Raw genomic sequence first — 19,943 nt, 5'->3', positions numbered from 1 at the left:
TGCTGGTAAACCACCAGCTGGGCACTTCCACATCGCACATTGCGATGCAGAGGGATTTAGGAATGCACCCGGGCATAGGGAACAGTCGTAAAGCCCCCTGCCCCTCTCCCTTGCGGGAGAGAGACCGGAAACCAATATTGCTTAACGAAAGGTCTTCTTTCGAGCAGCAGAGCTATGCGGCGTGCGAGTTCGGACTGAAGACTCGGCAGTGACCTCGCTGGTAGTAAGCCAGCAAGCTGTCAAAGCCTTCGCCTCGCTCCCGGCAACTCTTGAACGTGCCCGAACGGACAAGCTCCAGTGTTGCCCCATCGTCCAGCTCCCAAAGGAAGACTGTCGATTCCGCCGATTTAGCCGTTGCCCGACGCATGATCTTTCGCCGGCCCATCAAGCTAGAAGCCTGAATAATGGGATTCATCGCGCTGTACCTCGTGCAGAGGACAGGCACGTACCCCAGACGGGGTAAATGCCCGTCAGGGGTTTGAAATGGGTTATTGGCCGCTCAGAGCGATCTCAACAACCTGCTCACAGAACTCAGGGTCTACCCCATCGTGTCCGCCAGTGACTTGCTCATGGAGATGGCGCATGGAAACCACCGCCTCTTCATCGAATAACTGAGTCAGTTCGTCCTCGTCAGCACCCTCTGTGTCGTAGTCGATCTTGACCACATCAACAGGAGTGCTCGAACGGATGCACTGAATCAGGCCACCGTTTAGTTCGACGACGACAACTGGATGACTAGCAGCACCAGCACCAATCGCACCGGCCAGGTCCCCAAGGAACTGAGCAGGGTCTTGGTCAGAATGCAGCTTGATCAGCAGCTCATCGATGTCGCTTTCAGCAGCAGAGGTGAACTGATCCTTACCCGTCGCAATGGCATGAATGCCGTCAGTACGGTTGACCGGATCACACTGCCCCTCCTGTCGCCAGAAGAAGAGTGCTGCAATCAGCCACTGCCGCACCTCTGCACAGCCCACGAACAGCAGATCGCTGACATGGGTGTTTTGAGGCTCACTCACATCATCTGCAGGCAAGTACAGCTCGCCGTTGATGAGTTCACAAAGATCATCGATCTCATGGTCATACAGGGGCTCGACTTCACCACCATTACTGGCGATTTCGTCGAGCTCCATCACATGCGAGGTGCGTTGCCAGTGGCGCAAGGCCGCCAGAATGGTATGCGTGGCACGCTCTTCGATGGCCTTCACGTTCTTGCTGAGAGTGGTTTGAGACATGGTTTAACTCCTTCAGTAGAGAGCGAAGCCATGCCCCCACCGCGGGGACATGAAGCCCCGCTAGGGTTTTGGGTTGGTACTTAGGTCAGCAGTTGCGAAGTAGTGATGAAGGTGTCGGAGTCATACTTCTCAGCGATATTGGCTCGCTCCTCCTCATCATTTCCCGCGTCATCGTGCAGCTGATCCTTGAAAGTTTCCTGGGCCTGGGATTCATCATCCGCGAGCACCAGGTAACCGGTATCGTCGTCATCATTGGGCACTCGACCAATGATCAGCCAGGGCAGGCGCCCAGAGCCGATGAAATGGGAAAGTGGAATTACAACCACCTCGCCATGGACGGGGCTTTCGGATTGGACGTTTTCAGGGGCGTTCGAATCTTGCGTCATGGATAATGCTCCAAATGAGAGCGAAGCCATGCCCCCACCACGGGGACATGAAGCCCCGCTAGGGTTGATGAACTGTCAGAAGTAACTTTGCTTTACCAGGGGACCAGGTCCGCCAGGAAAGCATTGCGCTCCATTTCAGTCTGAAACTGTCTCGGTACCGACCAGGAAACTTTCGCTCCCATGAGTCTTGACCAGGACAAAAGGTTCTTCTCCAGCGACTCCACCGTAAGGTGAGCGCCAGAGTTGACGATGTAGCTGCCGTCGTTGACCAGCAGATACTCGTGCTCCGAAAGGTCAACCTGACCAGTCCCAGGCTGGAACTGCCCGACATACTTCAGTCGACGAAGGTCGCCACCGGAAATAGCTCGCACCTTGCCGGACCTCCACTGGGCCGCCGCAATGCGGACAGCTTCATGAATCATCAGGCTAGGCGCTCGACAACGAGTGACCTTCATTCGGTGGCGCGGGGCAGCGCACGACGACAGATAAACCATCGATCGACCGCCACCTAACGCCATGACGTAGGTGTACAGACTCATGCTGCACTCCCTAGGCCTGCAGCCGAGGGGTTCGGTACCGGGCACAGAGGCGGCGGCACGACATCCTCAGGAAGCACCTCATCCGCCGCAATCCCCTTCTTGCGAAGGGCCACAACGATCGGACGACGAAACAACGGCAAGTCGAAGAAGCTTTCCACGCCCTGAGGGCATTCAGCGTCAAAGTGGAGTCGACCAACGCTGATCCAGACATGCTGGCCAAAGTCGATCTGATCCATCTCATCGGCGGTCAGGCCTGCAGGAGGTGTTATGCCCCAATGCTTACTGAGCAAAGCCCAGTCCCAGACTTCATTTTCGCTTTCATCACCGTTCACGCCGGTCATGAAGTTGAAGTTGCAGAGGTCCAGAGCACCGGTGGTGATGCCGCGCAACTCCTTGATCAGGTCCAGGGCGAAGTCTTCGCACTGTCCGTTGTTGATCTCGTAGTAGCTCGGCGCCAATCCAGTAGCAATGTAGTGATCACGAACCGCACGCACGGCCTCCGCAAGACGCGGCAGGGCCATAGAGGTGGTTTTGGGAGTAGTCATGATGTGTCTCCAGATTGCTGGAGCGCACCACCCCACAGGGGCGGATTGCCCCAGAGGGTTAAAAGTGCTGACTACCCGTCAGCTTGGGTTTCTCTGAAGACAACATGGTCTGCAGATGAATCTTCTCGGGAAAGAATGGCTTTCCGAAGAGGACTCTGAAATGCCATGGCCACCCAATCGGGTGGCCAGGCAGTTATTCAATCGCTAGCAGGCAAAGCCGCAGTCCGGGCAACAACCTCAACCCAGGTTTCATGGCCATGCTCGTAGTCCGCGTGCTTGTAGTAGCCGATATCGACGGGGATATCAGGCTTCCCCAGCCATTGGAAGTGGCAGGTAACCACGCCGGTCGGTGTCTGCGCAATTAACTGGCCATACATGGCGTGGGGCACATTCACATCGAAGTCAAAGACTGCCACCTGCCCATACCGACCGGTGCAGATTTGGGCCTTCAACTTGTCACCAACGCACAGCTGCACTCCATTGCGATCAAACACAGGGTACTTACCAGCGCGTGACGTAAGTGGTTTCAGGCGCATGCCCTCCATCACTTCCCCCACAACGAAACGCTGATTGACCGACTCGAACCAGTGCCAAATTTCCTCTCGGTGAGTACCGATCGGAAAATGCAGAAAGGGCTCCTCGATGCAATCAGGGCCGGTTTCATCGTTCGAATCGTCATTCGTGGTTGGGATGTCCCCCAGCATCTCCCAGAAGGTATACAGGGTAGATAGGTCCCACTTGAGGTTTTCAATGTTCATTACAGTGCTCCAGGGTTTGGAGCAGGGCCTAACCCCACAGGGGATAGGACCCCGCGAGGTAGGTTTTAAATTGCGACACCTGAAACAAGCGCCAGGTCAGTAGTACTCGTACATGGCCTCAGCTAGAACCTGAGACTGAACGTCATTGAGATGTCCATTCGGAACAAAGGCCCACATGCCAAGTCGCTCTTCGATCATTTCTTCACGAGGAGGGAGGCAAAACTCCACACCAGGAAACTTCGGGGCAAGTTCAGCAATTGCCGTCTGCAGACGGGCCTTACTTTCTTCCTCGGTCATGTATTCCTGCAGGCGGCTTTGCAGGTCAGGGTCATCTTCACCTATCACAGCCACCTCAGAATGCTGGGTGCAGAATTCGAGCTCGTACAAGATCCCGAACTGGCCTTCCTTACGAACGATGAAAGTGGTCTCTTCGCACATCTGAGCCTGAAGCGATTCGAAAAGCGCACCATCAGCCGCAAGCAACTGATATGCCTCGTTTGGGCTCATGAAGGCATTCAAATCCCCCCAACGGTCAGTCAGGTTTTGACTGATCTTCCAAGACGCCAACTCACCAGATGGCAAGGTGACTTCTACAGGCGAATCAGTGAGCCGCGAAGTCACAGATCGATTGGTTTCTACGGAGACTGGAGATTGGTTATGCATGTGAAGCTCCTAAGTAAATGCTGGAGCTACATGCCCCATCGGGGAAGGTAGCCCCGGTGGGTGAAAGAAAGTGCTGGAATCAGCTAGTGGCCTGCATCACCGCACGGCGACACAAGAGCTGCATCAATTCTGCCGGTGTATCGCCGGCGTTGCAACCAGACGGGACAAGGCGAACAGCAGATGCATGGAACGAGAGAAAGCCCCCGCGAGGGGGGCTTTCAAGCCATCAGGCCGCCAACTTGGAGGCCTTCTGGGTTTCACGACTGAACATGAAGCCGTACAGAGCACCCTCGCCGAAGCACAGGTCCAGACCGAAGGTCTTCACCAGACCCTGGAAAGCTTCGACCCGGTTACCAACACTGATCGGAATGGTGGAGGACAACGCCTCAACCAGCAGGTCAGCATCGGACTCGGACGGCAACACAACCTGCTCCTCATGGTCGTCAGGCCCAAAGACCACAAGGGTCAGTGACTCTGGCGCCACTTGGTACAGGTCTTGAAACGGACGCGACATCGTCGACAGGTCATTCCCCGCAATCCGGAGCAGTTCTGCCTTGGAATGCCGCACCGTCACCGCGCCGCTATGCCCGTAATGGGTAATCTGCGACATGCCTCGTGAAGCCTGGCCATTGAAGAGCCAGGTTCTCACGCCAGTGCCGCTCTCACGCAGGAGCGAGAGGATGGCTACGTGCGTGGTTTGATGTACCACAGGCATGACGACCGACTTGCGCCATCCAGGTCCGAAAACCTGGAATCGGTCATAGCCTTCACCGCCGGCCAGTGGTTTGTTGATCTTGAGGCGAGAGCCCGCTTTTGCCAGCAGCCACTGTGCAACAAGAAGGGTTTGAGAAGAGTTCATGAGCGTTCTCCGATAAGGAGGGCCCACGCCCCACAGGGGCGAAAGGCCCCAGATGGGTTAAGGGTTAGGCAACCAGTGACAGCTGGGTGGCTGCCATGTTGGTACGAGGGTTGAGGCATTTATCCTCTGGAATACCTGCCTTAATTCGAACCTGGTCGAAGTCATGCAGGACATCCCAACGACGGTCCTTCAGGTTGTAGGCACCGCCCACGTACACCGGGAAGAGCTCTGGCGTGAAGTGGCCAAAGCGCTCCGGATTGGCGAGCATCTGATTCACCTGAGACTGATGCTCAAGGAAGCAGAAGCGGTTGAATGCAACGACAAGCGCCTCGGTGTCACCATCGAAGTACTTAACGTCGATCAGCCCAATCTTCCCGTTTACTTCGCGCTCAAACTCTTCCGGAGAGAAGTTCGAGTGTTCGCAACGGGTGTCCCGCCAGCGGCGCATCTCCAGACGACGAGTAGTGTTGTCCTTGAAGCGCACCTGGTAGGAGAAGGTCCCTCTGTACGAACAGATGAACTGGAACGAGTGGATCTCTTGGGAATTCATGTGTAGCTCCTGTTGAAGGGAGCCGACCACCCCAATGGGGCGGCTGGCCCCAGAGGGTTGAGAGTGCTGCGTAAGCTGCAGCTGGCTTTCACGACCCAGCACATGCCGGGGACGAGAAATCGCATGCCAATACCAGGGCATTGGGATGTGATCTCGGAGTTGCCCCGGCTTTCGCCGGGGTGCATCCACGTTACAGGCCGGCCAGGGCTTTCGCCTGATCGACCTCCATCGTTTTGTGCCAGCCCTTGCCCTGGACGTAGAACGCAGGCACCAGGATTGCCGGCGGCACCAGATCCGGATCATCCGGACTCATGTGGCCGTAACGATCGGGGTTTTCCAGCATTCGCGCAGACCACTCTGCGTGACTGGCTTGGCGCCAGCGATTGAGGAAAGCCACGACATCATCACCAGGTGCTTGCTGGTTCTCGTAGCTGACAGTGCCAATACGAGAAACACAGCCGCGCTCGAAGTCCTCGGTCGAACCGTTGTAGCAGGCGCGAATGCGCTCGCAGTTCGGCGTCCCGATCACGACCTCATGGCGACGACCGTTGAACCAGAACTTCACGACCTGCAGGCCGTTGAAGTCTGCGCCGGCCTTCACACTACCGAACTCAGCCAAGGCTTTGGCATGGTCTTTTGCTGTATTCATCATGGTGCTCCAGTTGAGCGAGGCACCAGCCCCGAAGGGGGCTGGAAAGCCCCGGTGGGGTTTAGATTTTCTGATCAATGCTGTCGACGATGTTCTGCACGGAGAACCCGACACCCAACAAGGCCTTGATCTGGTGATCCATGCCCTGGTTGTTGATGTTGGATGCCTCGTTACAGAGCGAATCCAGGACCATGTCATCGAAGGCATGCTGGATATCGTCGTTGTCGCCGAAACGGTCCTGCAGCTGCTGCTTCACGTCATTGACCTGGGCAACAACCGGATTAGCGACCAGCTCAGCCATCAGCGAGCGAAGATCAACGGCAAGCCGGGATAGCTCGATCGCTTCAGAGACCAAAGCTTTCTGCTGAAGAGCTGGCAAAAGCACCATCTCGAACAGGCCATTAGCGTTGAGCGGGCAGATTGCTTGCACAAGGCCGGCAATGATCGGCTCTCGCTCAGCGTCTTCCATCACGCATGCCTGCTGATGCAGGTACAGCAGACCAGTGATGCACTGAAGGACTGGGTGAACTTCAGGGCTATAACCAAGCCCACCCATTGCCTTACGCAGATGGGCGAAGAGCTCCAGGGATGCATCGTAGGGTAGGTATTTCATAAGGCACTCCTCAGGGATATAGAGGGTGCTTTCCCCAAGGGGATAGACACCCCCGTGGGTTGCGGCCGGACGGCCAGTAGGTGCTGCGTCTGCAGCTAGCTTTCCAACCTCGACATCGAGGTAGGCAAGAATCTTTATTCTCAACCAATGCCCCGCCCAAGACAAGGCTATTGAAGCCTCCGGGCTAGGCCTGGAGCAGGACCTGACGAACCTGATTCAGGTCGCGCTCAAGAGCATCCGCCTCGGATACCAGGCCCAGGCTTCTCAGGCCGGGAACCCAGCGCTCAAATGCAGGGCCCCGGCCCTCCGGCGTGATGACCGAAAGGGCCAGGGATTTTGCGAATCCGTCACGGATATCCTCAGCTGATGCGAGGGCAACAGGGACGACTTTCGTGAAACCCTGCATCTCGCGAAAACTCGGCACTGCCTTGGCCGGCTCCACCGCGGTTATCGACGCCAGGTGAGCGCCCAGCTGCTGCAGCAAACAGGTGATTTGACTCATGGAAGTTTCCTCATGGAATGGCCATGCCTAACCAGCGTTAGGGATGGCGACTCGTCGTCGGGGGTAAGCGTGGGGAAGTGAGGGGAAGCAGGCCCCCTTTCGGGGGCTATGCCTGCATCGCCCCCATTGCGAGGGCGAGCTTGTTTCAGGTCAGGAGTCGACGCCGTTCATGGCAGACACGAAGCGGTTCACCACATCGACCTGCTCACTGGCCGGGAGCGACTCGAAAAGCTTGCCCCAGTGTAGACCGGCGAACTCTTTTGCCTCGCTCAGGGAGCCTTCGTAAACCGCAGTCACAGGCACTCGCATGACGAGCGTAATGACTTCGGTGTCGTCGCCCGAATTCTTGATCTCGGAAGCCATCAAGTTCGGGGTCAGACCCAGGCGCCCTACCAGATCGACTAGACCCTTCTGGGTAGCCCACTCGGCAAAGCCATAGCGATTGACATCGGGCATGTAACCCTCGGCCGAGAACACAGTGCCAGAGCTCTTGATCTGGTCGAAGTTCACCAGGATGCCCTTCCCTTCAGAATCGGTCGCCGATGCCATGTAGGCATCTTGAACGCCATTCTCAGTGTTGAGGGTCACCTTGATCACCGCGGTACCAGAGTGTGCAGGAGTCAGCTTCTCAGCCGGCTTCTGGACCACCCCGTAATCGATCATGCAATCAGTCAAGGACTGGACATGATCATCTACCGTGCGGCCGAGGCGCTTGTCGATCACCAGGTCAGAGACCAGGTCAAAAACATGAGTAACCTGCCCGACCGGAATCGGCATCGAGCTGGTATCTACCGCTTCGCCGAAGCGATCGCGAATAGTCAGGCCTACGGCCAGACACGGCGCCCCCGTCTCGAAAACTTCAACGGGCGTGTCACGTACCTGGTTGAGCAGGTCAGTGAGATCGCACATTTGCTTCGAGTCCACCACTGTCAGCTCCCCGCTGCAGCCAGCGTTATCCGCCGACAGCGCGAGATCCAGCGCAGCATCAACAGTCTTGTCGATGAGGTTCAGATGAGCCTCGACGCTGACAGGCATAACAACGCCAGCGGCGGTGAACAGAGAGCGGATTGGGTTGGTGTAGTTCATCGGTAAAGCTCCTTCAAAATGAGGAAGCCATACCCCCACAGCGGGGGTATGAAGCCCCCTATGGGTTGAGTGACGGCAAGCGTCAGGGATTAAGCCTTGGAACGATGCAGGCGGACAGCGTAGGACTGCCCAACGTGCTTCTCGACCTCTTCGGCAAATTTCGGAAGGGCCTCTACAAGCACCTTCTGATCAGCCTGGATATCGATCTTCAACAGCATGGTGCTCAGGACATTACGCCCTTCGCTCCAGTACTCAGCCTTCAGAGCATGGACCCCAAAATAGGGCTCCATAAGGACAAGGGCTGATTTAGGGCCCACAGCTGTCTCGAAGCACTTTGTGGCAACGCCGCAAAAGTGAGTCAAAGATACTTCGTCGCACATCTCCCACCCGAAGCGGGCCAGTTCTTCTGCGATGAATCGCTTTGTTGCGTAAAGGTCCATACGGCACTCCAGGTGAAGTGGATCGCCGCCGTAGAGGCAAGCACCTCCACGGTTGTCGAATGCTGCTAGCGCAGCTGCTCAGCCCAATCACGCATGTGATGGGGATGAATCGTCATTTGTCAGCCGTTGGCTCACAGATGAAGACTCTCCCCAGCCGCTTTCGCGGCCGGGGGAGCTGTTACTACACGCGCTTACAAACCCAGGTGTTTCGCATGGCGTTTTTGTCCTCGGTCTTGTAGGAGCCATCGTTCTGAAGAACGCGCTCTTTCACGACCACAGGATGCTTGCCGATGCACATCAGGGCGATCTTGTCGCCCTCACGCAGGTTGAACTCGCGAACCACACGCTCCAGGTCGACGCCCCAATGGTCTTTGGTGCCGATACGAATCATGTGGGTCTTTTTATCACCCTTTTTGAAGCGGTAAGGGAAGAAGCCGATCTTCGTGATATTGCCGATAGTTGCATCGGACCAATCATAAACATCGGGTTGCCCCTCCTCGCCTGCAGGGTGCAGCGCCATACCCTGGTCGTACTCAGGATCCACCTCAACGCCACCGAATGCTGAAGCATCGATCGGCGGCGCCTCGAAAGGATAAGGATCATCCGATGGACCTTGCCCCATGACATCAGTGGCGGGTGTCGCTACATGGCCATGGCCATGAGGGCGCGAAACTTGCTCGATGTATGAAAGCACTTCCTGGTTACCAGCTCGACCTTCAAGAGGCCATGAGATGGATCCAGCATCAGTCGGGAAGCTTCTCAGCGATTCGCCGCGGCCCCGTAGCTCGCCGAGGCGAGCGTCGAAGTCACTTATGCGATGCTGATTGGCGAGCTGCTGTGCACCAGCAATCAGTTGGTGCTGATTGCGGCTTTTCGGCTTCCCAGAATCGAAGTACGGGTAGAGGGCGATGTTGACCGGAAGCTCCGCGTAGGCGAAGAGTCCAGGTTGTGCGATAGCAGTAGAAGTTTTCATACGTTCTCCAGATGGAGGGGACGCATGCCCCCAGACGGGGACATGGTCCCCGTTAGGGTTTGGTGGTTAGAGTCTTGCGATGTGGGCCTTCACCTGCCTGACCGTCATCCACGAGAAATCGGGGAATTCGAAGCCAGGGATGGTCCGGCGGATAAAGCTGGCGAATCGATCGTCGGTGTCATACAGCTGGCCGACATTCTCGGTTTCGCGGTACTGATCCAGAAGTTCCAGATCGTCTTCAATCGACGCGGAAGCCATTAGCAGTCCTCCTCGCCATCTTCACCCTCAACAGCATCCTCCTCTTTGGAGATTGCTTCGAGGTAGGTTTCTTTCAGGCTTTCATTCGGTCGGGGGGAGTCAGTAGCAAAGAGAATCTCGGCATCAGACTCCATCAATCGAACAAAACTAGAGATATCCAATGAGTAGGTTTCAATACTGTCACCACCCTCACTTGGTAAATCTACGAACCAGAAAGAGCGCCCCGTAACAACAAGCTCACAGATTGCAAGGCTTATGTCCTCCATAGCAGAGGATGGAAGCCATTCAGGACTCAGGCTGATTCTGGCCTCGGTCAAACCATTCTCCAGAACCAGCTTATTAAGTCTCTGAACTTGGTTCAGAAGCTCCCCAGCATCATCGAAAATTCCGCAGGTAGGGCCTACGAGAAAATCGCTGATGACATTCGCTTCGAAGACGATCTTTTTGGTAGTAGTCATGTTGGATCTCCGGGTTGTGCGGAGACCACTGCCCCTAACGGGGAAATGGCCCCCGGTAGGGTTTGCTGCAGGACGCAGCGTTGAGAGTGCTGGGATACCAGCTTTTTCTAGAACGCCCTCATGGACGGTCTGAGAATCTTCTTTCGCTAACCGCTGGCTAGCGGGAGAAGACTCACCCACCGCCGCCGAAGCGACAGTGGGTAAGGTACAGTTGAACCGCTTTCGATTTCAAGCTGTGAGCGCCTGGAATGCACTTAGGCGATGAGTCCAGTCAACGACATCAAAGCGTTGTAGTCATCACCGTCCGGTGCCTTCCCGGCCTCATTGAGGCGCTTGTCGTACTGCAAGATCTCATCTCGGAACTGTTTCAGCTCGTCGAGTCTCTCCTGGTACATCTGAAGGTCGATCTCCCCGCCGGATTCGGCGGCGACTTCCAGGGCTTCGATTGCAGAGTTAATTGCACTTTTCATAGTTACTCCTTATGAACAGGGAAGGAGCACCAGCCCCGAGGGGCTGGGCCCCTCATGGGTGGTTTAAGCGACGAGCAGCTCTGCTTGCACAGGCTCGCCTTTCACAACAGCTTCAGCATCAGCAGAGCCGCCGCTGGCATCAGCAACCATTGTCTTAGGGACGTAGTAGCTGGATGGCATCGGCAAGCCGCGAAGGTACGAACCGATGGCCACGCCTACGGCCTCGAACTTGTTGAAGATGACCGCCTGGCCATAGCCCTCATGGGCCGTGGTATCAGACAGTCCATGCCCCATGGTTTCGGGAATCCCCTTTACACGGGCATGTTCAGCAGGCGTTAGCAGACGCGACAGTTTCGGATTATCAGGATGAAGGACAAAGGCCTCAGTTGACCTGCACCTCGCATAACCACGGCCAATAGTGCCGACAGTCGTACTCTCACCTGTAACCAACTGGCGACGGAACCCTTTACCAGCGGCAATATCCCGCTCTTCTTTTTCCACGAGGTAGTCATAGGACTTCCAGCGAGGGGAATCGAGGGGAACGTCATCCAGGACACCAGCCAGAGTGCTCACCTCCCCTGACAACACCGAATGGTGGGTGTTGGGAAAGACGAATTCGTCCGCGCTAATGCCCTTTGAAACGGCAACCATCACCAAGCGGTGACGATTCTCGATAGCCCCAAATTGCGGGCCTGAAAGAGTCGTCTCAAAGAGGTTGTAACCAAGGCTGGTCAGTACAGAACGAATGACTGACATCCCAGCTGTGTTGGCATAGGGCACAACGTTCTCAAGCAAAACCACTGCAGGATTAGTCGCCTTCACAAACTCCAGGTAGTCGAAAAAGAGTGTGCCGGCAGTGCTGTGATCCTCTGCATGCACCAACTTGTTTTTCGCCCGGCCACTGACGCTAGCGCCGGTGCAGGGCACGCCCCCGCAGACTAGGTCCAGTTGAGGCACAGCCCCACCCAGATACACGTCCCGGATGTCGCTGTTGATAGCTACCGAGCCCTCCGACCAAATCTCTGGATTGTTCCTCAAGGACGCATCCAGGTACTCGCCTTCGAGCTCAACGCCAACTTGAACAAACGCGGCAACACCAGCAGCCAGCAGGCCCTTGTGAAGCGCTTTATCAAGGACCCCGATGCCGTGGAAGAGCGATCCAACTGCCAGTCTTTCTCGGGCAGCCAGCTTGCGCTTGAGGCGCTCCACGCGCTCGCGAATCTTCACATCGATCTGACGAGCAGTGATGAGAATCCGGCCCGCACGAATCGCCACGCGAACCTTTTCACAGCCCTCAAAGAACGCACTCAGAAGCTCAGAGCGGACTTCAAGGAGAGGAGACACAACGCCATTTCGCTCGCGCTTGGAGACAGTAAAAATCCCCTTGCCCTTACCAAGTTCAGCGCCCTGCTCCACTGCTACCAGCTCAACACGCTTCGAAGTCGAATCGCCCTTCAAAACGTACTGAGCACCGATCCGAATGCCGGCGTGAATGAGCTTTTGACCTTCGAGCCAAACACGCGCCACGCCGCCCTTCGCAGTTCCCAGCTTTGCATTAATCACTGTAGTCATGGTGTATCTCCGATTAGGCGGAGACACCAATCCCCAAGGGGGATTAGTGCCCCCATAGGGTTATGAAATGTGCTGGTAAACCACCAGCTGGGTATCACTGACCTTCGCATTGAAGGACAGAGAATCCTTAGAGCAGGCCGCGCTTAGAACGGGCTCCTGTAAGGAATCTGGGCTGAAGCCTTCCCCGATTGCTCGGGGAAGGGTTTATCAGGCGGCCTGCAGGGTATGCAGGACCTTGTGATGGCGAAGCAGCGAGATGAGCGACTCACGAAGTTCTTCGTGACCCACATAGCAAGCTGCAGCGCACGCACTGAAGCTGAAGGCAGTCCAACTGTCATCGTTGATCCACTTCCAACGTTCGATACGTGTAGCCATGCTTGCGCGGTTGTCGAGCAGAACATGGCAGGCCTCACGAAGAATGCCTTCACGCAGCGTTTCGATGTCGTCGTCAGTCCAGCAAACTGGGCCGATTTCTTCATCGCTCATGTTGAGCAAATCGAGAAGGCTGAGCTGGCGGATCTCTACGACTTTTCCGTTCGAGGTCCGTGCAGCTCGGCGCATTCTCAGGCGCTCCTTCGGGATAAACCCTTCAGGAAGCTCATCGAAGATGCTTAGTGCGAGTTGTGAATTCATGGTGAAACTCCGGGCAAGCGGAGATGCACCACCCCCAAAGGGGGTGATGTACCCCCAGTGGGTTGATTTGCAGCGTTTAGGCTGCGTTGGTCAGGACAGATTGAACCAGTGAGCTCAGGCCAGCACGAAGCTGGTCTACGCCGCTCAGGAAGGTCCAGTTACCTGGTCCATATACTTTGTCCAGCAACTCAGTGCGTGCCGACCCGAAGGCAAGCGCAAACACATCGATACCGGATGCACGACAGCGAGCAACCATGTTCTCAGCTGCAGAGACGCGATCGGGGTCACCGTCAGTGATGACAGCCAGAACCTTTCGCTCCCCTTTAGCCGACAGCAAGTCGCCAGCGGCGGGCCAGATAGCGTCCGCCAAAGGCGTACCACCACCAGCCAGGACACCGAATCGGTTTTCTTTCAGCGCACGAACCAGGGTTTGGTTGTGACGCTTCAGTACACCGACGCAGGTTTTTGCGTTGTCGATCCCAGACCGCGGAAAGACCATGGCACCAGAAGTGACGCCCTGTAAGCCTTCGAGCGAGGTCAGAACCGCAACCACCGCCGCTTCAGCTTCACGCACACACTTGCTCATCGAGCCAGAAGCATCGAGGAGGACTTGGAAGGCCGCGTTAGTACGTTGCACGGGTTCAGATTTCCGGAAGATCCGGGTTTCCCCAACCGCCACCCGTGCGAGCCGTGAGCCTTCGACCTGGCGACCAGTACGACGCATCACGACACGCGAATTGCGACTCCCCTGAATCAGGCCCATGAGAACCTGACGCATACCCATCGAAGCAGCACGCCCCTTCTGAGCAACATCCTCACCGAGAAGCTCGTTGCCAACAGGTGCATGAAACACAGCTGCAGGCGTTGAACCACTCGAAGGCGAAGCGTGGGCTTTAAGCACCTTGGCGGCGGCCTCACCCAAGTCAGACTTGAGGTCGTCCAGTTCGCCGGCACTCGCCGCCAACACCTTCTGCTTGAGACTTGGCTTACCACTGCCAGCCCCAGCACCCGATGCACCATCAGCCCCATTCTGATCAGCACCAGCATCACCCGACTGCTTCCCTTGCGAGGAATCATCAGGAGCGCCCTTGCCGTCGTCTTTGGACTGATCTTTTCCACCCTGACCAGGGCCATCGGCGCCAGCGTCACCCTGCTGGGCACCCTGCTCGCCTGGTTGCTGATCTCCAGCATTCCCCTGACCGTCGCCCGGCTGCGATTGCCCTTGCGAGCTGTCGCCACCTGGTTGGTTATCCTGGTCCTGGGAACCGCCTTGCGGCTGCTCCTGAGGGTCAGGTTGTTGGTCATTGTCTTCGGGCTCTTCCTCATCGAGCACATCAAGAATCTGATGCGTCAGTTGGTAGACAGCCTCGGTGTCAGGACATGCTGGAATCTTCCCCAGCAGAGCCATCACCTTAACCGTACGCCCGCCACCCATCACCTCCCGCATAGCGGCAAGCGAAGCGGCAGCCTCATCAGCCAGGGGCTGATTGAGAAGACGGTAGCGCCCGTTGAGGAGCGCAGCGTTGTGGAGCAAAGCCGCTTCAGGAAGGCCGTCAGAACGTTCGACACCTCCCAGCACGACCTTAACCGTGTGATCCAGCCACGGCCGAACGGCCGGGTACTTCTGGAACATCAGGCCTTCAATTCGCACGTCCTCCATAGCGTTCATCAGCTTCACCACGATTGGAGGCTCTTCGCCGGCCTTCTCGTAGACGCTCTGATCGCTGTAGAGGATGTGTGCGGACTCGTGAGTGCCATAGCCAAGCGCGAGCTTAGCGACACCCTCACCCTCCTGAAGGTTGGGCAGGTAGATCACCCTGTCCCAGGTATGGGCGTTGTCCGCGCCCCAAACAACTTGAACACCGACATCATCCGCCATCGAGCGCATGACGATCGGGAGTGCGTTTTTCAGGGTTTGAATTTTCATGGTGTACCTCCGGGTTAGGACCGCAGAGGTACTCACCCCAGCGGGGTGAATACCCCCACTGGGATTGAGTTGCATGATTAAAGGCAGAAATCGATATCGCCGTCGTCGACGACAAGATCGGACTCCAAACCTGGCACCGGAACAGAAATCTCTGGGATCGGCGCTTGAGGTTCAACTGGTGGAACAACCGCGATATCGACTTCAGCAGCCTCGGCTTCCTGCTCAATGAAGCTTTCGGCCTCATCAAGCGCCAGCGGCTGAGTGACAACATCTTGGGCTTCTTGCGCAACCACAACTTCAACAGCCTCAGGGACTGCCGGCGCCGCAGCGAGATCAACAAGCTCTTCCTCGGCATCAGCCTCGTTCAAGCCGGCGAACTCATCAACAACCGCTTCAGGTGCTTGGGTGGCCATAGCCTTCACAAGTCCAACGATGCGGTCCTCATCGCACAAGCTGCTCACCAGGCTGACCATATCCTTGAAATCACGACCTTCGAGCTTCCCAGTTTGCGGGAGAGCCTTGAGCCGTTCATCCAGGTAGTCGGCCAGTTCCTGCACTTCACTGTCGACGAATGCCATGGAGCAGAGCTTGCCATGCATCCCTTTCAGGCGATTTACAGTTTTCTGGGTCACAGAGTCCTTTTGCAGCATGAACTCCATGATCTTGCAGGCCTCAGCAGCGACCTCGGCATACAGCTGCCCAGCCAGGCCGTTGATTTGACGTTCCAGACCTTCGGTGGTTGATGGGGCGCTTTGATCAGGGATCAGGCGACACATCGAAAAGTCGAAGCTCAGCGCTTTTTCCACATACGCCTTAGGCGTAGCAGAAGCACGGAGAACGGCTTGCCAGGCAGGATCGGCTTTGGATTTTTCAATCCATTCCTCATGGTAACGGTCGAGGTTATTGAGGAAGTCCTGTTTGGCGGCATTGAACTCAGCCTGGATATTTTGTAGCTCGACCACGACTTCCAGGTGAATGGTATCAGGCACGCCTACGGCGCCCATCAAACGAACACCAGGTCCTTCGATGGCACGTAGAGCACGACGCTTCAGCGTTTCGAAGACGCTCAGGTGAGCGAGATCGATAACGTTTTTCGAGCCCAAGGAAAACATCTCCTCAGGTGGCAGCTTAACGCTCGCGTCCAGTTCGTCACGGTGCAATTTCTTGCGGGCGGACCAGATGCTCACGTCGAGACCGACCAGAACGATGCGGTTCAGCACAGAAGCGTTAGGGATAGAAACAGACATGGTGTACCTCCGGAGATGAGGCACACGATCCCCAAGGGGACAGAGTGCCCCGATGGGTTGAGTTGAGTGCTGATTATTTGAGTGATCAGCTAACACTTTCCAACACCCCAGCATGGGGGCATCGAGAAACTGCAAGAATCTGCATTGGTATCGCCGATGATAGCAATGGAGACTCGGAACGACTACGGGGAGAAAACTCCCCGCAACCGATTTATCGCATATCTAACACACCAGGTCACGCTCGATACAAGAAACGACCCAGACCCAGTAGCCGCTCAAGGTATCGCCATCGGCGACCTCATGCTGCCAATCCCCGCGAGGATACTCCGGATGCTCGCCCCAGGCACCGTGCTCACCTGCGTACTTGCAGGAAAGCTGGTCGGCCGTGAGCTCAACATCTGGTCGGGATTCAGCACCCTCTTCATCCAGCTCACCGAGGTCAGAGTGGAAGGTCAGGTACATGATGTCACCCGCCTTGAAGGTCTCGTCCAGGATGCTTACCAATTGCTCAGAAGCACCAGCTGCCTTGATGTGACCGAAGGTAGGCTCACCCACGAACACCACAAAACCGCATTCATGCTTCATTACGCAGCCAGTCGTGTCGCCGCCTTCGGCGTAAGCAATTGCCATGCGCCCCAGCAGTTCGACATCGGCCTCAGTAAGCCAGGCCGTCGAAAGCTCAACAGCACGAACAAGGTGGTCAGTAATACGAATTTTCATAGTTGCTTCTCCGGGTATAGAGAAGCCCCCACCCCGCCGGGGATGGAGGCCCCGATTGGGTTAAAGACAGAACTCGTCGTCGGACGCAGAAGGACTTTCGCCCAGAACCGACAGATCAAGTTTGCGACGCATCACGCCGAAGTCGGCCAGAATGCTCCAGGCCTCATCAACACGCTCATCGCTTAGGGTCAGAGCTGAACGAAGAAGGCTTCTACAGCCAAACTCATCGTCGAACTCAATTACTTTGCCGCCGGCATCAGACAATGTCACAGCGTCGTAGCTAGAAGTCCCACGAAGCGCCAGCAGAAGCCCAAAGACAACGACCATCTTGTAGAAGCACTCGCCTTCCAAGTAGTCCGCATTGAACGGTGATTTTATGACGCCAACAACATCAACCACTGCGCCTTTGAGTTCGCCCTCGGCACCCTCCAGCCAAGGCTGGAGGATGCTGAGAACTTGCTCTTTGGCAGCAGGAGTAGAAAGTCCGAAATAGAACATCTCTCCTGCCCTCCATTAGGCGCCGGCGACTGTGTCGACGACTTGTGCAGCAACAAGGACCTCGTCACCCTTCCACAGCTCGGGTCCAAAAACGGTCTGAGCGATGGTATGGATGGCGATTCGCTGGTCGATCGGAGCGCGGTTGGTCAGGGATTCACGAAGCGCAAGCGCCATCGCACAACCCTCAACGTTTGCACGCTTATACGAGCCAGAGATCCGGGCCCAGCGCAGCAGAGTGCGAGTAGAGAACGTGACAGTCAGATTGCCGGTTTCACCAGTAGGACTGGGGTTTCCAACGAACTGAGCACGAACCTTGTTCGCAATCTCAACCATGCGAGCAATGATGTCGCCCGCTTTCCCGCCCAGCACATGCTGCACAGTTTCGAGCTCATCCTCTGCCGACATGTAAGGCACTTCCACCATACGGTAGCGATCCCAAGTGGCCAGGTTTTGCGCCAGGGTGCCGCCGTACAAGCCATTGTCATCACCCTGGCCACGAGTGTTGCAGGTGATGACGAAGCGGAAGAACTTGTGGGGACGAATGATTTCGCCGCCATTCTCAGGGATGACCAAAGGGGCACCCTCAAGGATAGCGTTGAGACCGGACATCACCGACGGGTCGAGGAAGTCACCTTCATCCAGGCAGAAGATGTAGCCATGCTTCATTGCCAGGGCTAGGGGGCCATAGCTGAATACAGTGCGTTGATCTCCTGTTGCCGGATCGCACTCAAGGCGCAGACCACCGATCAGGTCCGGCACCTCCATGCGCGAATGGGCGTTTGCCTGCATGTAGGGCCAGTTGAGAATTGCAGCGATCTCACGAATGAGCGATGTCTTGCCAGAACCAGTTGGACCGGTCAGAGCAAGTGCGTCACCGTTCGGCGAGTAAAGCCAGTTCATTACCGGCATGCGAATGCCAGTGCGGAACTTGTAGAACGAACTACGCGGCGGAACGAAGGCCTGGTGCTCGTGACCTTGCGGAAAGGCCTTGCACTGAGCATCGCTTTGTACACCGAAAGCCGTCATGGCGACCGGGGCATTCAGCGCAAAAGTAACTTCTGCAGGGGTAGCTTGAGTGGTTTGAACTTGAGACATGGTGTAACTCCGGATAAGCGGAGACACCAATCCCCATGGGGATAGATGTCCCCAATGGGTTTTAAGTGAGTGCTGGTAAACCACCAGCTGGGTATCACTCCAAGGCCACATGGCCGAGAAGAGAATTCCAATAGACTGAGGCAAAGCCTAACCTTGCCTAAGGCTACTGACTAGCCCTAGTTCACCCCTTTGATGGGGTCGGGCATGTGCATCAAGGGGGGATACCCCCCCTTTCTGCCTAGCAGCAAAACTCATCAGCCCCACTGGCGATTCCCGAGAGCTCGTAGTCCAAAGTGGCCTCCGACATCGGTGCATCATCCAGGGTCATCCTCACCCGCTCGGCATCACCCGAAACATGGTTTGGATACTTCGAAGTTTTGAAATCAGGATCGAGCAGCTCAACGATCTTCCGCCAAGACACCCTGCCAGCTTGTTTGTAGCGGGTCATTCTGACCCCCTCAAAGTCCGCCAACATGTGATCCCCCATCATGCTCAGAAGTAACTTCTGAAGCTGATTCTGCTGCCCCACTATCCCATCCACTTGCGCCATCAGTTCGAGGCGTTGCGCTTCAAGATTTCGGAGCTGCATTGCTGCATCAACCCACTTCTTGTGATCAGCCCCTTCGGGCTGAAAGTAGTCGCGCTCCTTGTCCTTCCCCGGTTCCTTGCCCTTGCGGACAAGCTCGAAGTAGGCCAGCTCTGCGGCAACCATTTTCTTGATAGCCGCATCGTCCCGCTGAATCACGAAGACAATCGGCTCAAGCCGGGAGTGATAGAAGAGCAGGTAACCCTTGCTCGCCTCAGTAACGTACAGCTGGTGCTGCACCTGCCACCAATACAGCTTGTAGTGGAAGGACTCCTCGCCCATGTCAGACACGTCGAGGAAATTTCGGTCAGAAAGCACTTTGATTTCAACCGGCTCATCGTACTCATTGACCCCGTCAAAGCTGGCCCGGATTTCCGGATGCTCGGACGACTCAGCACACAGCGGCAGCAGCGTCATGTCGTATCGATCCTGGAACCATGCCAAGGCATGAGACTCCAGCAGGATCGCAAGGCGCACCTGGGGAATTACGGAAAGGTCAGGCGGGGTGATTTTCCCCGTCTGCTCTGCCCACAACCTCCAGACAGTCTTGTCAGGGTTTTCACCCAACACAACAGCCGCCGACGTTGCAGTTACACCATTTTTTCGCCATGCATGCCATTGAGGCGTGCGCTGACGAAGATCCACGACTCTCATTGCCATAGACACCTCCAGATTGGAGGGACC

The 19,943-nt window shown here is 56.3% G+C and carries 25 protein-coding genes; all 25 read right to left on the bottom strand.

What is annotated here, in order from left to right:
* Positions 1-488: 488 nt before the first annotated feature.
* The 25 genes from P7A97_RS07730 to P7A97_RS07610 all read right to left on the bottom strand — a co-directional run bounded on the left by P7A97_RS07730 (position 489) and on the right by P7A97_RS07610 (position 19,919).
* A complete protein-coding gene (locus P7A97_RS07730) occupies positions 489-1,232 on the bottom strand; it encodes a hypothetical protein (protein WP_277689348.1) in 744 nt (247 codons plus the stop codon).
* Positions 1,233-1,312: 80 nt separating this feature from the next.
* Entirely contained in the window at positions 1,313-1,618 is a 306-nt protein-coding gene (locus tag P7A97_RS07725) for a hypothetical protein (protein ID WP_277689347.1), read from the bottom strand.
* 92 nt (positions 1,619-1,710) lie between these two features.
* Positions 1,711-2,157: a hypothetical protein gene (locus P7A97_RS07720; protein WP_277689346.1), complete on the bottom strand. Its 447-nt coding sequence runs from the start codon at positions 2,155-2,157 to the stop codon at positions 1,711-1,713.
* Positions 2,154-2,702 carry a hypothetical protein gene (locus tag P7A97_RS07715; RefSeq protein WP_277689345.1) on the bottom strand — a complete coding sequence of 183 codons (549 nt, stop codon included), beginning with the start codon at positions 2,700-2,702 and terminating at the stop codon, positions 2,154-2,156. The genes P7A97_RS07720 and P7A97_RS07715 overlap by 4 nt, the downstream gene beginning before the upstream one ends.
* Positions 2,703-2,899: 197 nt before the next feature.
* Positions 2,900-3,460 (bottom strand): hypothetical protein, encoded by a 561-nt coding sequence (locus P7A97_RS07710; protein WP_277689344.1) that lies wholly within the window; start codon positions 3,458-3,460, stop codon positions 2,900-2,902.
* A gap of 96 nt (positions 3,461-3,556) precedes the next feature.
* Positions 3,557-4,123 (bottom strand): hypothetical protein, encoded by a 567-nt coding sequence (locus tag P7A97_RS07705; RefSeq protein ID WP_277689343.1) that lies wholly within the window; start codon positions 4,121-4,123, stop codon positions 3,557-3,559.
* Between the two features lie 226 nt (positions 4,124-4,349).
* The gene (locus tag P7A97_RS07700; protein ID WP_277689342.1) at positions 4,350-4,982 is read right to left on the bottom strand and encodes a hypothetical protein; all 633 of its coding nucleotides are present in this window, start codon (positions 4,980-4,982) and stop codon (positions 4,350-4,352) included.
* A gap of 64 nt (positions 4,983-5,046) precedes the next feature.
* The gene (locus P7A97_RS07695; RefSeq protein WP_277689341.1) at positions 5,047-5,532 is read right to left on the bottom strand and encodes a hypothetical protein; all 486 of its coding nucleotides are present in this window, start codon (positions 5,530-5,532) and stop codon (positions 5,047-5,049) included.
* 190 nt (positions 5,533-5,722) lie between these two features.
* Positions 5,723-6,181: a hypothetical protein gene (locus P7A97_RS07690; RefSeq protein ID WP_277689340.1), complete on the bottom strand. Its 459-nt coding sequence runs from the start codon at positions 6,179-6,181 to the stop codon at positions 5,723-5,725.
* A gap of 61 nt (positions 6,182-6,242) precedes the next feature.
* Positions 6,243-6,794 carry a hypothetical protein gene (locus P7A97_RS07685; protein WP_277689339.1) on the bottom strand — a complete coding sequence of 184 codons (552 nt, stop codon included), beginning with the start codon at positions 6,792-6,794 and terminating at the stop codon, positions 6,243-6,245.
* A 184-nt stretch (positions 6,795-6,978) separates the two neighbouring features.
* Positions 6,979-7,296, bottom strand: coding sequence for a hypothetical protein (locus P7A97_RS07680; RefSeq protein WP_277689338.1), 318 nt, complete (start codon positions 7,294-7,296; stop codon positions 6,979-6,981).
* Between the two features lie 150 nt (positions 7,297-7,446).
* Positions 7,447-8,382: a hypothetical protein gene (locus P7A97_RS07675; RefSeq protein WP_277689337.1), complete on the bottom strand. Its 936-nt coding sequence runs from the start codon at positions 8,380-8,382 to the stop codon at positions 7,447-7,449.
* 89 nt (positions 8,383-8,471) lie between these two features.
* Positions 8,472-8,822 carry a hypothetical protein gene (locus P7A97_RS07670; RefSeq protein WP_277689336.1) on the bottom strand — a complete coding sequence of 117 codons (351 nt, stop codon included), beginning with the start codon at positions 8,820-8,822 and terminating at the stop codon, positions 8,472-8,474.
* Between the two features lie 181 nt (positions 8,823-9,003).
* A complete protein-coding gene (locus P7A97_RS07665; protein WP_277689335.1) occupies positions 9,004-9,795 on the bottom strand; it encodes a hypothetical protein in 792 nt (263 codons plus the stop codon).
* 66 nt (positions 9,796-9,861) lie between these two features.
* Entirely contained in the window at positions 9,862-10,053 is a 192-nt protein-coding gene (locus tag P7A97_RS07660) for a hypothetical protein (RefSeq protein ID WP_277689334.1), read from the bottom strand.
* On the bottom strand, positions 10,053-10,511 hold the full coding sequence (locus P7A97_RS07655; RefSeq protein ID WP_277689333.1) for a hypothetical protein: 459 nt from the start codon (positions 10,509-10,511) through the stop codon (positions 10,053-10,055). The genes P7A97_RS07660 and P7A97_RS07655 overlap by 1 nt, the downstream gene beginning before the upstream one ends.
* 254 nt (positions 10,512-10,765) lie before the next feature.
* Positions 10,766-10,981: a hypothetical protein gene (locus P7A97_RS07650; protein ID WP_277689332.1), complete on the bottom strand. Its 216-nt coding sequence runs from the start codon at positions 10,979-10,981 to the stop codon at positions 10,766-10,768.
* A gap of 63 nt (positions 10,982-11,044) precedes the next feature.
* Positions 11,045-12,553, bottom strand: a complete 1,509-nt coding sequence (locus tag P7A97_RS07645; protein WP_277689331.1) for a DNA cytosine methyltransferase — start codon at positions 12,551-12,553, stop codon at positions 11,045-11,047.
* A 207-nt stretch (positions 12,554-12,760) separates the two neighbouring features.
* Positions 12,761-13,186 carry a hypothetical protein gene (locus P7A97_RS07640; RefSeq protein ID WP_277689330.1) on the bottom strand — a complete coding sequence of 142 codons (426 nt, stop codon included), beginning with the start codon at positions 13,184-13,186 and terminating at the stop codon, positions 12,761-12,763.
* A 76-nt stretch (positions 13,187-13,262) separates the two neighbouring features.
* Positions 13,263-15,113, bottom strand: a complete 1,851-nt coding sequence (locus P7A97_RS07635; RefSeq protein ID WP_277689329.1) for a VWA domain-containing protein — start codon at positions 15,111-15,113, stop codon at positions 13,263-13,265.
* A 77-nt stretch (positions 15,114-15,190) separates the two neighbouring features.
* Positions 15,191-16,360: a DUF3150 domain-containing protein gene (locus P7A97_RS07630; RefSeq protein ID WP_277689328.1), complete on the bottom strand. Its 1,170-nt coding sequence runs from the start codon at positions 16,358-16,360 to the stop codon at positions 15,191-15,193.
* Between the two features lie 222 nt (positions 16,361-16,582).
* Positions 16,583-17,080, bottom strand: a complete 498-nt coding sequence (locus tag P7A97_RS07625) for a hypothetical protein (protein WP_277689327.1) — start codon at positions 17,078-17,080, stop codon at positions 16,583-16,585.
* 60 nt (positions 17,081-17,140) lie between these two features.
* Positions 17,141-17,578, bottom strand: coding sequence for a hypothetical protein (locus P7A97_RS07620; RefSeq protein ID WP_277689326.1), 438 nt, complete (start codon positions 17,576-17,578; stop codon positions 17,141-17,143).
* 15 nt (positions 17,579-17,593) lie between these two features.
* The gene (locus P7A97_RS07615) at positions 17,594-18,673 is read right to left on the bottom strand and encodes an AAA family ATPase (protein WP_277689325.1); all 1,080 of its coding nucleotides are present in this window, start codon (positions 18,671-18,673) and stop codon (positions 17,594-17,596) included.
* Between the two features lie 238 nt (positions 18,674-18,911).
* On the bottom strand, positions 18,912-19,919 hold the full coding sequence (locus tag P7A97_RS07610; protein ID WP_277689324.1) for a lambda-exonuclease family protein: 1,008 nt from the start codon (positions 19,917-19,919) through the stop codon (positions 18,912-18,914).
* Between the last annotated feature and the right edge of the window lie 24 nt (positions 19,920-19,943).

Origin of the sequence: Pseudomonas sp. GOM6 (assembly GCF_029537485.1) — a bacterium.
Lineage (GTDB): Bacteria > Pseudomonadota > Gammaproteobacteria > Pseudomonadales > Pseudomonadaceae > Aquipseudomonas.
This window is presented reverse-complemented; position numbering and strand designations above follow the sequence as displayed.